At 41.1% G+C, this 14,290-nt stretch carries 10 protein-coding genes; 2 read left to right on the forward strand and 8 right to left on the reverse strand.

Translation table 11 applies throughout. From position 1 onward, the window contains the following. Positions 1-69: 69 nt before the first annotated feature. From D0T87_RS16750 to D0T87_RS16765, 4 genes are all read right to left on the reverse strand, one after another. Positions 70-594, reverse strand: a complete 525-nt coding sequence (locus D0T87_RS16750; RefSeq protein WP_163176274.1) for a sigma-70 family RNA polymerase sigma factor — start codon at positions 592-594, stop codon at positions 70-72. A gap of 640 nt (positions 595-1,234) precedes the next feature. Further along, positions 1,235-4,054: a two-component regulator propeller domain-containing protein gene (locus D0T87_RS16755; protein ID WP_163176275.1), complete on the reverse strand. Its 2,820-nt coding sequence runs from the start codon at positions 4,052-4,054 to the stop codon at positions 1,235-1,237. A gap of 154 nt (positions 4,055-4,208) precedes the next feature. Continuing rightward, positions 4,209-6,929 carry a heparinase II/III family protein gene (locus D0T87_RS16760; RefSeq protein WP_370526878.1) on the reverse strand — a complete coding sequence of 907 codons (2,721 nt, stop codon included), beginning with the start codon at positions 6,927-6,929 and terminating at the stop codon, positions 4,209-4,211. Positions 6,930-7,015: 86 nt separating this feature from the next. Then, positions 7,016-9,190, reverse strand: coding sequence for an alpha-N-acetylglucosaminidase (locus D0T87_RS16765; RefSeq protein ID WP_239063731.1), 2,175 nt, complete (start codon positions 9,188-9,190; stop codon positions 7,016-7,018). Positions 9,191-9,271: 81 nt separating this feature from the next. Here D0T87_RS16765 and D0T87_RS16770 point away from each other — a divergent pair, with 81 nt between their 5' ends. Continuing rightward, positions 9,272-9,433 (forward strand): hypothetical protein, encoded by a 162-nt coding sequence (locus D0T87_RS16770; protein WP_163176257.1) that lies wholly within the window; start codon positions 9,272-9,274, stop codon positions 9,431-9,433. A gap of 275 nt (positions 9,434-9,708) precedes the next feature. Here D0T87_RS16770 and D0T87_RS16775 read toward each other — a convergent pair whose 3' ends face one another. The 3 genes from D0T87_RS16775 to D0T87_RS16785 form a co-directional block, all read right to left on the reverse strand. Then, a complete protein-coding gene (locus tag D0T87_RS16775) occupies positions 9,709-9,957 on the reverse strand; it encodes a hypothetical protein (RefSeq protein WP_163176276.1) in 249 nt (82 codons plus the stop codon). 616 nt (positions 9,958-10,573) lie between these two features. Next, positions 10,574-11,041 (reverse strand): nuclear transport factor 2 family protein, encoded by a 468-nt coding sequence (locus D0T87_RS16780; RefSeq protein WP_163176277.1) that lies wholly within the window; start codon positions 11,039-11,041, stop codon positions 10,574-10,576. A 19-nt stretch (positions 11,042-11,060) separates the two neighbouring features. Further along, entirely contained in the window at positions 11,061-11,984 is a 924-nt protein-coding gene (locus D0T87_RS16785) for an alpha/beta hydrolase (protein WP_163176278.1), read from the reverse strand. Positions 11,985-12,370: 386 nt separating this feature from the next. Between D0T87_RS16785 and D0T87_RS16790 the strand changes: the two genes are divergently transcribed. Next, entirely contained in the window at positions 12,371-12,928 is a 558-nt protein-coding gene (locus tag D0T87_RS16790) for a porin family protein (RefSeq protein ID WP_163176279.1), read from the forward strand. Between the two features lie 51 nt (positions 12,929-12,979). On the opposite strand, the gene D0T87_RS16795 is transcribed toward D0T87_RS16790, so the two are convergent. Then, positions 12,980-14,290, reverse strand: a complete 1,311-nt coding sequence (locus D0T87_RS16795) for a glycoside hydrolase family 105 protein (protein WP_163176280.1) — start codon at positions 14,288-14,290, stop codon at positions 12,980-12,982.

Below are 14,290 nucleotides of genomic sequence, written 5' to 3' on the forward strand. Positions count from 1 at the left end.
AAATACTGAGTTATACGGAATAACCTTATCTTTTTTATTTCTCATAGGCTTATTATATTTTTTAATTAGTTAGATGCATTGACGTATATAAGCACGCATAATTTTGCGCCCTATCAAAAGATGGTTTTCTACCGTACGTTTACTTAGATGAAGTTCATCGGCTATTTCACTTGTTGTTTTCTCTTCAAACCGACTCAAAAGGTAAACTGCTTTTCGCTGGGGGGAGTATGTACCAAGTTTATCTCTTTCTAGTGATAGCAAATCCTTAACAATGAGGTTTTCTTCGGTTTCGTTCGAGTAATAAACTGTAGTATCATATATATAAGAGGTGATTTCTTGCTTTTTATAGTAACGGCGAATATAATCCGTTACGATATTACGTGCTATCGTGAAAAGGAAGTATTTCACCGTATCTTCCCTCAACATGGCTCTATAATCCAGTAAACGAACAAACACATCTTGCATTAGATCTTCCGCCTCATACTTATGATTTATCTTATATGTTATATAAGAAAGTATGATCTGATGGTATCTCTTATAAGAGTGAGTAATCAGACAGCTATTATGACTTGTTTGAGAAGATTGAGTTTTCATGATATTGCCTTTTAAGGTTTCATTCACTATGGCAAATATAGGGGGTATATACAAAAGCGCAATCGTTAAGAAGCTCTAAAACATCTCACACCATTATTACAGACCAGACAACATATAAATAACTGAATATCTGATAATTACAACAATAAAAAGAAGAGTCTCAAATTATTATTTAAGACTGATAAACATTAAAATATGCTATAAAGCATACTATGGGGCAAGCAGAACAATAGGTTGCTAATAATGGTATAAACAATATACTTTATAGAGTTTCACTCCTTTCCCTCCCGTTATACGCCAATCCTCAATAAAGTCTATAGCAATTTAACAATTCAACAGGCTTTTCGGATTGGCCCCATACTATTCCCAAAGCATTTGCTGGTAGAAGAAACCGGGAACAACTGGAAGTTGATGGAGGAAAGATTTATTTTGGATTGGCAAGCACACCAAACACAGCTTATACCCTTAATTTTCAACACATTGCATTCACACAACATTTACACACCGATGTAAAAGCGTTAACCTTAGCGCGTAAATGCATTTACATCAGCATGTAACTCCGTTTACCTCCGCATGTAAAAGCATTTATCTCTGCATGTAAACAGACCTATCTTAATATGTAAACAGAAGAGTTGTTCCCCTACTCATTCGTAGCCCCAATGCTACGGATATATTCGTTAGGGGTGATTCCCGTAATCTTCTTAAAGGAGCGGAAGAAAGAAGCACGCGAACTGAATCCACACAATTCGGCCAGCGCACTCAAGGTATATTTGGAATAGTCAGAGTTGTTCACCATCTTTTTGAACTCTTCGATCCGGTATTCGTTGATGTAATCGTAATAAGATTGATTCAGGTATTGATTGAAAAAGTAAGATAGGGAGTGCGAGGAAGTATCAATGCCCTTTGCCAAATCTGCAATCTTCAAATCCTGGTTAGTATAGGGTTTCTCTTCTTCCATGAAAAGAGATAGCTTCTGCAACAGTGCTTTACATTCTTCAGTTGTTAAACGATTTGTTTTATACTTTTCTTCAGGAGATTTGTGACTTTCAACTTCCTCCGGTATAGTCGCATTCATCGAAACCGGGTTGGCGGTTTGTGTTACTTTCTTAAAAACAACGTTCTTTTTCCGTGCTATATAGGAACGGCTCACCCAATACAAAACAATACCGGCCAATAGCAACACAATCCAGAACCAAACCGGAAACAAAGGTGGAACTACTACTTGAATACCTACTTCCGATTGCTCATTGCCTGGTATTCTTACCCTGAATTTATAGGTTCCCGAAGACAAGTCATAATATGAAACCTGACTCAGCCCGGTGGTATGTTTCCATTCATTTTCCAATCCCTCCAATTTATACTCATACACCATTGTAGATGGGTCGGTATAAGACAAGTTCACGAAACTAAAAACTATATTATTCTGGTTATGGCTCAACATAATCTCGTCTTTGGATATAGCTTCTGATCTTTTCTCCGGATCAAGCCTGTTTCCATTGATTTGTATATCTGTCAGTACTATTCGATAAGGATTACGAGAGATTTTATGAATATTCTGCGGTTCAACAAACAAAAGCCCTTTGGCATTGCCAAACCAAAGAATTCCTTTTTCATCCTTATATGCTGCATTGTTTGTAAAGGTCGGGCTCGGAATACCATCACTGAAATTGTAGAGATGGTAGGCAGCCTCGTCTTCTTTAGTCCGGATAAGTCCATCGTCACAACCCAACCAAACCCAGTGCTGATCATCTTCTACAATAGACATAAAGGCATTGCCATTCAATATCGGATTCATCGGAGTCCGATAAAAGCGGGTCATGGAAAGATTAGAAGTCAGCATGCTTCCTTTATCGGGCAGGAAATACAGATTATGGAAAGAATCTTCGTAAATAGTCCTGATCTTTTCTTTGTGTGCAAAGCCCTCGGGAAACACATTGGTCCGTAGGTTTCTCGATGAGGGATCGTAAAGTGCCATTCCCTCTTCGGTACAAATCCAACCTTTGTTTGTAGAGTCAAAGAAGATTTCATACACATTCCCCTCGGGAAGCTGCGAATTGCTATGCGTGTATTGTTTGAGTTCTTTTTCTTTCTTATTGTAGCAGTACATTCCGTCGGAAGCACCTATCCATAGATTCCCACTTCCATCTGGTTGTAAACAGAAAATGTGCCCGTTCCGGAAGGTTGAAGATGAGGATTCTTCGAGATCATGAACTGCCAAAGTAGACGGATCAAGTATTGAAAGTCCACCACCATAGGTTCCAACATAATATTCATTTTCATAATAAGTGATGGAGAGAATAAGATTGGCCCGTAGCACCGGCATCAGGAAACTTTTGAATTGTTTCCGTACTTCGTCTATATAGAAAAGTCCATCGCGTGTTCCTATCAGCTTCTTGTTATCGTGGATGAGAAACGACCGCACTTGCATATTCATAGAATCGAAATAAGGCGGAAAGTCATACACAGTAAACAATCCGCTTTGATAGAGACTATAGTCAAAACCTGCCTGATAGAACCCTACCCAGAGGATATTCTCTTTATCGACCAGCAAGGAATAAACTGAATTGGAACGAATACTTGCTTTATCTTTGGAGTCGTGCCGGAAGGAACGGATAATTTTCTTTTCACTGTGTGAGAGGAAATGCACTCCATTCCCGTCAGTAGATACATAGATTAAATCTTTACCATCAGTGGATATGGAGGAGATGATATTGCAATCTACATCCACAAAGTTCGCAAACTGATTGGTGAGGATATCGAACCGGATGATTCCCCGATTATCCGTACCCAGATAAAGCGTATTGTCAATATGCGTTATGCACCGGAAAGAATATGGAGAAGCATTTGAGTCTGAATTATACGATAATATCTCCTCGCTTTGGGGATTATAGGAATACAAATCTTTGGAAGTCAGCATCCAAAGCATACCATCGTCAGCTATTTCCAATGCTACCACATGGTTGGTAGAAGAAAGAATATTAATATCGAGTACGATTCTTTTAAAAATACCCGATTCGTAAATAAACAGCCCTTTTTCAGTAGCAACATAGAGTTTATTGTTGCCATCAAAAGCAAGAGCCGAAACAGCACAATCAATGGTTTCGGGCACAATGTGTTCCATTTGGTCGGTTTCTTTGTTCAATCGCCAAAGCCCCAGTCCGTTACCCACCCACAGGTATCTATCATCCATTTCTGTTATGGCCGTAACCCGCTTCCGTTTCACATCGGAACCCGTAAATGGATAGTGTTTGATACTCACTCCGTCGAAACGATCCAAGCAGTTATCAGTACCCAGCCACACAAACCCAACAGAGTCTTTATAAATAACATTCACCAAAAGATCGGAAAGTCCATCGGCCATAGAAACGCCACGGAATGTATTTACCCGTGCCGATAGAGGAGAACTTATCCAGGAGAACAGAATAGATACAAAGACAACATATGTCAGAAAGTTTCTCATTAGCTGAATGATATTACCAAAAACTTAGTTTACCCATGAAGTGAAGAGTACACACAAATATACAGAAATTCATTGAATGAAAGCTAAGAGCCTTAAAAAAAGTCCATGAAACAGACTATTTGCCTGCTTCATGAACTGCAATATCCATCAGGAATCAGAGTAGCCTGTAATTTGTTATCCCTACTTTGTATTTCTTTTTACCGATAGTCACTGTGCAAGGGCTTGACGTAGCAATATACCAATCTCCGTTTTTCCTCTCCAACGTTAGATTCGCAGAATTCGCAGACAGGATAGTTATATCCTTATACTTCAATTGCGTTCCATTGCCAAGAAAGAGTACACAATCGTCATTCTTTTCTACGCCCACCAACGCATAGGTTCCTGTGGCAGTTATTTGTTTATACGTTGCAGTAGATTCGTGCGATCCTTGCGAGAAGATATAATCTATTCGTCCGTTTTTGTTTTCCACACAGATTCCTGCGCAGTCATCAGCCTTAGTTTCGGCATTAAAGAAGGATACAGATGCAATACCAGACGGTTCATTTTTACTGCTTGGTTCAAAAACAGAAACAAACGGACGCGTCCATGCTTCTCCGGTTTGGCGTGCTACATAAGTCAGTGTAGGTTGTTCTTTTACATTATATGGCATCCCGGGTGTACGGCTCAGTCCTTCGCACATGGGGCTAAGGGCAGAGAAAACTTCGCGCCCCTCCTCTCCTTTCATCCACATATTCATGTAGATATCATCGCCATCGGGCATGCGCATGGTGAATGTGGCTTTGACATCTTTGTCTGTTTTCGTGCTCTTCTTATCGAAGATATAAGAATAGGCATATAAATGCGCTCCGGCAAAAGCAAGTTCTTCCGTAGGTTGCAGGTTCAGATCACGACCATCAGAAGCAGTCAGTTCCATATTCTGCCCCAGGTTGTGGTAGAAATAATCGTGCATCTTATCTCCTCCTTTCTCTTTACGACTGCGGAATACATCAACATAGTAACCTGTAGTCGGAGAAGTAGTAACAATACTCATCAACCGGGTTTGATCGGCACGGGTTTCAGGTTCGCGGAAGTAAACATCACTATAAGTAACACCACGATAAATTCCCTCCTTTATTTCGGGCTGTGGATAGCACGACAGCAATTCAAAAGCATGATTGCTCTTCATGATTGGATAACTGGAAATTCCATCTACACAAACAGTATTGTGCGATGGGAACTGACCGTAATACTCGGCATAATCGAGTGCAAAGTATCCGGTTCCGATACCAGCATCGGGAGCCAATGGAAAACCCTTTCCATAAAGTTCCATAGATATGCCGTTGGCATGCATATGGTTCCCTTCGGAGCCATTAAGCGAGATCATCAGGCTATTACGTCCGCTCATTCCGTTACGTTGCACAAACCAACTTACGTTGGGTGCCCAAAAGGTTGACGAAACATAATCTTCTATTTTACCTGCGGGGGTATCCGGATCAAGCATCAGAGGTTTATCCGTAAAGAAAGAAGTGATATCTGCCCGGACATTCTTTTTCTCCTGCGAACCAGATGCAGCATGCGGATCAAAGAGTTTAAGCATAGCTGTAAACTTCTGCTCTTGTTCCTTTTTATCGTAACGCTGGGCATTGGAAATCATGCGATGGAAAATATCGGTACGCAGTTTGCCCGGATGAGTATCTCCAAATCCTACAATATTATGATTGGGGAAAAGGTATTGCGGAGTTGCCGACACGGCTCTTTCAAGCACAGGCAACTGAGGAAGAATATCGTAATTCAAATTACGGTCGAACCAATCTACAAAATTGCAGAAGTCGGCCACTACATTGATACTATATCCCGGACACTCCGCCCAAATACCGGTTTGCTTATCAAAACCGTAGTCTATCAGTTTAGGAAGCGACCACTGGCGTATGCTGTTTTTATTGAGCACATAGTCAATATAGTATTGACGGCCTTTACCATCGGTATATTGGTTGTCGTCTTCCAACACTAAACCAATATTCAGGATATAAAGTGCCTGAAACAAGTTCCAGTTGTTGTGTGGCACACCGTTATCAATAATATTATCTGCCCATTTCTTGAATGCAGCAGCATAGACAGGCATTTTTTCACGCTTGTTTGCGCTTAAATCATCATACAGGAAGTCGTATAGGGGAACAAGTTCATTCAGAATATCTTCATGAATAACCTCGAATGAAGCTAACCCAACGAGAGTCTGTTGGTGCCCGTTGTTCAGATCAATAGGAACATTGCGGTAGTATATGCCAGTCATATAAGTATCGAATACTTCACGAGCCAATGCGGCATATTTCTGCTCTCCGGTAAACCACCATAAAAAAGCGGCATCACGGGCAATCGCCATGATCTCGCGGTTAATGGATTCTATATTCCGGCCAGTCTCAGCAGGAGCAACCCATTCCAATGGCCTACCTTCCTTTGCTTTGTTATGAAAGAAGACTCCTCGTTCATCATCCATATAAGGCAAAACCTCCTCTAACGCGGGGCGGGCATATGCAGATGTCGCTGCCCGTGTTCCGGTATAGCGAACCGTCGGAACCGGAGCGGCTTCCCCACCTGCATGCGAAAACACTTCTCCTTTTATAAAAATATCAACAGCCCGGCTATTCCAATACATTTGCAGACGGGAAACGAGCCATTCGGGTTCACGATCGGCATATCTATCGGTACGGCTTTTAATTTTCTCAAAAACATCCTTAGCCCAGGCCTCTTTCTGTATAAGTTGATGTACCGTTTCTTTTCCTTCGGCTGTGGTCAATACCCTGGGATGCCCTTGCGGATACTGTTCAGGCAAAGCAATATGTTGTGCCTGAATGTGTATAGATAGGAATAATCCTATACATACGGATATCATTTTCATGTATTTCATTTATATATCAAAGTTATAACGTTCTGGAATAATACGAATAAATAAAGAAATACACTCAAATTTACATTAGAGAATTGTCAATTATAGTATTTATTGAAGATTTCTTTTACTGTTGTGATCGGATCATACTGAACAGTGGCCGGACAAACTTCCGGCTTCATGGAAGTAGTGGCCCACTCATATTCCATTTGAAAGAAGGATGTAGCGTCCGGAGTAGGTTGTCCGGCTTTGAGGCAATCGAAATACAGTTTCCAACGCTTGTAATAATAATCTTTTAGCAAACCTCCCCATTCACGATTTGAATAGTCATGCAATCCTCCACCGTTAGCTGCTGCCATAGGTCCCCAGGTAGTTATTTGTAAGCGGGCATTTCTTTCATACAAGTTCTTTTCAGCAATGGTATTTCCGAGTTTACGGGCAGACTCAATCCATGTATCCAACCTGAAATCAGGAATTGTATTCATAAGTCTATCTTGATCAAGAATAACCTCCAAGAAACGATCGATCAACGAATTCCGAAGCTGTATTTCTTCTGAATTATGGGCGGAATTGATTTGTTTAAGCAGTTCGTATGCATAATCGGCCAACGTTTGACGCGTAATATCAACCAGATCATAAACGTAATTTGAACCCGACAAGATATCACTTTGCGACAATAGTAGCTTTGCCGCTTCCCGTACTTCATCCATATTATAATAAATAGCAGCCGTAGACCAGGTTGAAACTGAATTTACTGTTAACGACGGACGTGCACATAATACAGATTCCGATACCCCATCCTGATTGGTAGGACAGTTGTAAATGCCATTCGAAAGCAGATACCAGGCTTTCTCTATCTCGGGAGTAGTACAACCATAACGGGCTTTTACATAATGACTGATCCAATCGCCAACAGAAATTGCCGTCGGGCGCCAAGCCAACTCATAAGCCAATTCATAAACCACAGGATTATTTTCAATAGCTTCCATAGTCGTTCCTACGCCTTTCATCGTTTGCGGATAACGCCATCGTGCTTCATTAAACTCTCGTATTGTCCTGTCCAATCGTCCGTGCATGCCGGTACGACCACCAAAGTTATTCAAAACACAAAATACGAACTCATGCCGGTCTTTTGTACCAGTTTGCTTGTAACCGTCCCATTCCAACCATTTCTTACGGGCGTCAGAAAATAAATCGAGTACAACGAGAGTCCCCGGTTCAAGAGCATCCAAAGCTTCCTGCCGTGGATTCTCCTGCCAGGATTGGATCACCCATTGAGGTGTTTCCTCGCATCCGCTATATGTTTTCATGGCGTTATATACTGCCTGAAATGCATCGGTAAGGTTCACTCCCTTTACACTTCCTCCTTCATGGAACGGGTCCATACTATAATAGGTAGAAGTACCATAAAGTTCGCGCAACTCCTCATAGTAATATTGAGCCATTTCATTAAAATTCTCATCGGTAGGTAACAAGAAACCCGGGCGTTGGAAACCACACCACGTTCCCGGATCAGAAATGCTCCAATCTTTTTTACTACGAATATTGCTCGGCACCATACCCGAGTATCCGGCAAACACTGGTTGCATCCCCAATTCCCGCATACGTGCAACGATCTTTTTCTGTAACGCTTCCTGTCGGTCATACCAACTATCAGGGTTAGGTCCTCCCCAACCTTCGAGGTTATTCATCAGAAACCAGGCTTGAAAGCCCGATCCGGCAATAAAATCATTAGCCTCAGCCTTAGTATATCCTAACTTCTGAGTCAATACATTCCTCCAAACCACTTCGGTTCCGGTCAGGGCAAGGGGCATATTTACGCCATGCAAAGCCATCCAGTCGATTTCCTTTTGCCAACGTTCCCAATCCCAGAAAGCCATAGAATAAGAATAAGTACAATAATTGAGGTAATAACGATATGAAAGCGAGGTTTGATACACTTCTTTATGGTCAGGAAGGGGAAGATTCACGGTAGTCAAATCCGTTGTGAGGTTATTCCAGGTAAGTAAAATACCTGCGTGGTATTTCAAATACCAATGAATGCCGGTCGCGACAGACAAATAGCTATCGCCAATTATTTTGGGTTTTCTGTTTTCCGAATCTATGGTGAAATATTCATTTCCATTGGCAACCGGTTCAATGGCGATAATAAACCTGTCGCTGGTACCATTGCCACCAATTCGATTTAATAAATCATTTGCGGGATTCGAATACATCCTTAATCCACATATTAATAAGGTGGCTAAGGCAATAAAGAAGCTTTTTTTGCTCATTGTAATGGGGGTAAATTTATAATAATTCTATTTATAGTGTTTCTTCACATACAAAGATATTCGTTTATAAGCCAAAGCTATGTGCTCGTTTACCGTGCTAATCGACTTCGCTTCAAACTACCCGAGTATGATACTGCTTCGAATTATAAACGATTGCAAGAGCGGATCAGTACTCCGGTGATGACGTTAGGTAAGAACATCTCTCCGGCATGGAAGTGGTTCTCTATTGCTGCATCTTTTTAGACCCTGCACTGACAATGAGATAAGGTTAAAGGATTGGAAGTTCGCCTAGTATTTGATTACTTATACATAAAAAAAAGGGCCACTCCTCGCGAGCAGCCAATCTTTGTTAACCTTAAATCTAATACTATGAAAAACACATTGCAAATATATTGTAGTTTGAGTTATCCACCAAATATAATAACGAAATACAGTCTTTAATAACATCAGTTAATAAACTGGCGGCTTTAACTTAATATCTCTCGCAAATTTTAAAAGTTTTTAGGGATCAGCCTGCCTTAGCTTTGGCAGTTTCTGGTTCCGATTGATATTGAGAAACCGCGCAGTGACACATCACCACCGGCAAAAAAATAAGGCAGATCCTTATCATCTGCCTTATTCTTCTTCCTGTCGTACACTTTTTTGGACTTAACAATTTTGTGATGGTTCAGCGGATGTCCATAAAGCTCAATCTCCGCTTCCCTGCTTCCTTTTCGTGCAGCCTTGATATAATCTGTCAAGAGTTGCTGTTTCTTTTTCTTTTTCATTATATATGTTATTAAAGCCGGACAAAGATAGTGAATTTCAGGGAAAGAATAGAAAGGGGGAGCTTTATTATGCATATACCCTGCTTCCTTTCTCTCTATTACATAAAGATTTTCCACGAAAAAAGCGTCATATCTGACACGGGCTTCCCAAAAGCCGATAAATAGGGACTCGTAGAACATGGCGTTTTATGAAGAAGTCGCATCCTAATGTCACAAGTCACACGCAAAAAACTAAGAGCTACGGGTGAGTAGGATATTAACCGTGTTCGTACATGCAACCATCAATCATTTGTCCAAAGCAAAGGTCAGCTCCGGAATAGTACAGGAAAGAGAAGAACGTGCAAGTTTCCTGAGGCATAAAAGACCCGGGTCTTTTGCCTGGGAACACCCGGGTCTTCCATACCCATACACCCGGGTCTTTTGGACTGATACACCCGGGTGTATTCAAGGTTCACCCACTTGCTTATGAAGTTTGTAGTGATTTCTCTACGCAGTTTCTCTTATGGCAGAAAGCACAAACAGTGGTAGCATGTTTACTTACACAGCATGCCTGACTTCTGATATTTACATGCAACTTTTGTGCTAAAATAATGAGACGTAATCTTTTATCAGTGATTTACATATGGGAATGAACGATTTTCCAACTTCCATTCGCTTTTGAAAAAACAAGCGTCCATGCAAATCTGCCTGTTAGAGTACGACCATCTTCAAGCGCCATCGAATAGTTTCCCGATGCAGTAACCAACGCCGCATTATCTGCCAAGACGGTAATCTTTTTATTGACAACATGCATTTTCTGCGACTTGCAACCTCTTATTTTTTCTTTAAAATCGTTCATTACCTGATCAAAAGAGCGGAAGAAATGTCCATTGATAATGAATCCCGCTTTCAGACTATCGTCCACATTATCTGCCAGTAGTTCTGAATCAAAACTCTCCGAGGCTTTGACACTATTTTCAAAAAGCGTTGCAATCTCGGAAGTAATCTTTTCGTTTTGTTCAGCAGTCAATTCCTGTGAATATGCATTTAAACTGATACAGAAAGATGTAATCAGGACCGAAAAGAAATAAGTTAAAGTATTCATAATCATTGTTTTTATATTATTAAATTGCTTTTAAGAATTCGATTATCTTTTCGACTACTTCCGGGTGCTGCCTGATCAGTTCACTGCTATGTCCGTTTTCTACCAAATGCAATTCCGCATTAATTTGCTTACCGGCCAGAAAATCATAAAACTCACTCACCTCTTGCAAGCCTACCAACCGGTCATTCCTGGCATGAATTATTAAAGTAGGCGGAAAATCGGCTCTTATATTATCAGTCAATGTATACTTCTTCAGTTTTTCGGGTTCTTCCGCAGGATCAAAGCCAAAAATCTCATACAGTGCCAACCGGTTCCTGCCTAAAAACCGCCATAAATCGATCCGGCTATCATAATTTCCATACGAAACCACAGAATCTTTGACGATGTCATACGGTCCGGGACGACTAAGCACTGCTAAATCTCCCATCTGCATATTTGCCGTTGAAAATCCCGTTGGCGATGAAATAGCAACGATAGCATCCGGCATAAAATCTGCGTTAAAAGCCGATGTAAGAGCTAAATATCCTCCAGCCGATCCTCCAGCAGCTACAATCTTACCCGTATCCATGTTATATTTTTGTTCCCCGTTCAGCCTGATCCACTTTATAACATCGCTTACATCTGTTATTATTTCATCCAGTTTTGTTTCCGGCGCTAATCTATAATCGGCCGATACAACTGCATAGCCATTAGCAACAAACTTTTCCTTAAGAGGAGTCTCCAAACCCTGATCTCTGTTTCCAAAAATAAATCCTCCTCCATGAAAATAGATCAAAACCGGATGCTTCTCTCCAGAATTGGGCAAGAATACATTTGCCTTTATCTCATGTCCCTTAACAGTTTTATAAACAAATTCCTGCTTTTTAAGCTGGACACTTTGGGAGAAAACGCATATATAAGGAATTAATAACAACCCAGTTAGTGATAATCGCTTTAATTTCATATTGTCGATAGTTTAATTTGGAATTATTGTATTTTCTGACATTGATAAAAGACAAAGATAGAGAAAGAAAGCCTTTTGAGGTTATACAAATGAAGAGAAAAGCATCACTTTTTACGGTTTTATATCCCATCGCAAGAGCGTACCCATCTTTTCTGCATCTGTTATTCATTGATGAAGAAAAAGATGGTTAACTTAAAATGTCCGCTAATACAAAGAACTGTTCAAAACGGCGGATTTATTAACCTATATAAGAAACCCTATAAATGTTTAGGGAAATTCCGCGATTGGAGGATTTACATTCTTTTACTTTTATAAAAATTAATTTATTAAGTTAAAACAACCAAGCGAACTATTCTTTTAATATTAATTTAAACCATTAATCTGTTATGAAAAGAAGTTTATTATTGATTACACTTGCAATGATTGCAACTGTTTCTTTTGCGCAACTTACCTGGAATGTAAAAGGAGGGATGACTGTTAGTAACTACTGGGGCGACGACCCTGATACCGATGCAAAGATAGGCTACAGAATCGGCGGTGGACTTGAATATGCATTCACCGATATATTCTCCCTCCAACCGTCGTTATTTATTGCCTCTAAAGGAGCTAAGGCCGATGGCCTGAAAATTAATCAGGTTTATCTGGAAGCACCTGTACTGGGCGCTGCCCGATTCAGATTCCAGAATGATATGGCAATTGTAGTTGCAGCTGGTGGCTACATGGCATATGGTATAGGAGGAAAAACAAAATGGGGCGAAAATAGTGAAAACACATTTGGAGATGGTGGCCTGGATCGCTTCGATCTGGGACTAGCTAGTGGCGTTACATTGGAGTTTGGTAAGTTCAATGTAGGCATGGATGGACAGATGGGGCTGATAGAACCAATAGATGGGATGGATGCCAGGAATTTAAGCATGACAATAGCAGTTGGATATAGATTCTAACTGTAAGGCAGTGGCACCTTGCCACTGCCTCACTTTTACCTATAAAGAACCTCACAGCGGCGCGTTGCCGCCAATCTTATCATACTGATCATCCGCCGAGATCTCGGAATACCGCTTAGCCTTCGCCATTTCAATCAGTGCACGAAGTACGGGCCCCTCTCCCATCGGTGCATTCTCCTGAGTGGGGCGGTTATAATAGAAAGTCAGCGATGGCATGATTCCTGTACCCACGCAAATGGCCGTTACATCACCCTCATCCATCATTTTAGTCATCATGCCTTTTAAACCTTGTTCGGCAGCGTAGATATAATCCTTATTGATCCATCCCATACGAACACCACGGGCAATGGCAAATACGAACATGGAGGTACCGGTTATTTCTTCGTAAGAATCCGTTTTATCCAACACCTGATACCACAAACCGTTCTTTCCCTGATATTGAAGAATACCAATCACCTGGCGGTTAAAGTTCTCAATCAATGCAGCCTTTTTAGGATGATTCTCGGGAAGCATCGTTAGCAGATCTGCTTGCGCCATCAACATCCAGCCGTTTGCTCTCGACCAATGTGCCACGCCATGTTCCTTATTATCGGTATGGTAACAGTGGTAGTAAATCTCCTTTTCGGGATGCCAAAGGTACTTATGGTAGTTTAATACCTGATTAGCAGCATCGTCGAAGTACTTCACATCGCCCGTCATCTTACCCATGCGGCAAAGGAAAGACACGCCCATGAAGAGGTCATCGGCCCAAATCGTATTTTCGTGCGGCCAGATACGGGCAATGGTACCATCTTCCAAACGAGGTTCGGCATGCATGAGGTGTTCTTCGGTAGTACGGATATAATTCAAAAACGCATTATGGGGCCTACGCATTTGCAAATCAATCAGACTGGCTCCCATCGGACCGTTATCGTCCAGACGTTTATTGCGGAAAATCATGTGCCAGGTTAGCTTACGGATACCCCGCCAACCGCCTTCCTTAAAAGCCTCGTTGTATTGTTTCTCGAAATAACCCAGGTTATCTTTATCGAAGATGAAGTACATGTTGTTCCAGACATAATCTTCATACTTCTTATTTTTCTCCAGATCGGCCAGCTCAAGCAACGCCATGTGCAATACACCATTCGTATAATGCCAGTCGTTGTATTCATTAGTCGCCTTCATTGTTTTAACCACAGGCACCCCCTTGAGGGAAGTATAAATCTGCCCTGTCTCCGTATCCGTAAACGTATAAGGAGTTTCGGAAATGATACGATCGGCAATAGTAGTTGCCAGTTTCTCAGGCTTTTCGGTAGCCTGTGCAAAGAGTTGTCCCGTATAGAATAACAGAATTGCTAATGTGGATAGTGATTTCAATGACAT

It is taken from the genome of Bacteroides sp. 51 (genome assembly GCF_010500965.1).
GTDB lineage: Bacteria > Bacteroidota > Bacteroidia > Bacteroidales > Bacteroidaceae > Bacteroides.

What these genes read in the sequence shown, in the direction of transcription:
- D0T87_RS16795 (WP_163176280.1), bottom strand. Translation starts at nt 14,290, where the DNA reads ATGTCATTGAAATCACTATCCACATTAGCAATTCTGTTATTCTATACG.
- D0T87_RS16750 (WP_163176274.1), bottom strand. Translation starts at nt 594, where the DNA reads ATGAAAACTCAATCTTCTCAAACAAGTCATAATAGCTGTCTGATTACT.
- D0T87_RS16755 (WP_163176275.1), bottom strand. Translation starts at nt 4,054, where the DNA reads ATGAGAAACTTTCTGACATATGTTGTCTTTGTATCTATTCTGTTCTCC.
- D0T87_RS16780 (WP_163176277.1), bottom strand. Translation starts at nt 11,041, where the DNA reads ATGAATACTTTAACTTATTTCTTTTCGGTCCTGATTACATCTTTCTGT.
- D0T87_RS16790 (WP_163176279.1), top strand. Translation starts at nt 12,371, where the DNA reads ATGAAAAGAAGTTTATTATTGATTACACTTGCAATGATTGCAACTGTT.
- D0T87_RS16760 (WP_370526878.1), bottom strand. Translation starts at nt 6,929, where the DNA reads ATGAAAATGATATCCGTATGTATAGGATTATTCCTATCTATACACATT.
- D0T87_RS16765 (WP_239063731.1), bottom strand. Translation starts at nt 9,190, where the DNA reads ATGAGCAAAAAAAGCTTCTTTATTGCCTTAGCCACCTTATTAATATGT.
- D0T87_RS16775 (WP_163176276.1), bottom strand. Translation starts at nt 9,957, where the DNA reads ATGAAAAAGAAAAAGAAACAGCAACTCTTGACAGATTATATCAAGGCT.
- D0T87_RS16785 (WP_163176278.1), bottom strand. Translation starts at nt 11,984, where the DNA reads ATGAAATTAAAGCGATTATCACTAACTGGGTTGTTATTAATTCCTTAT.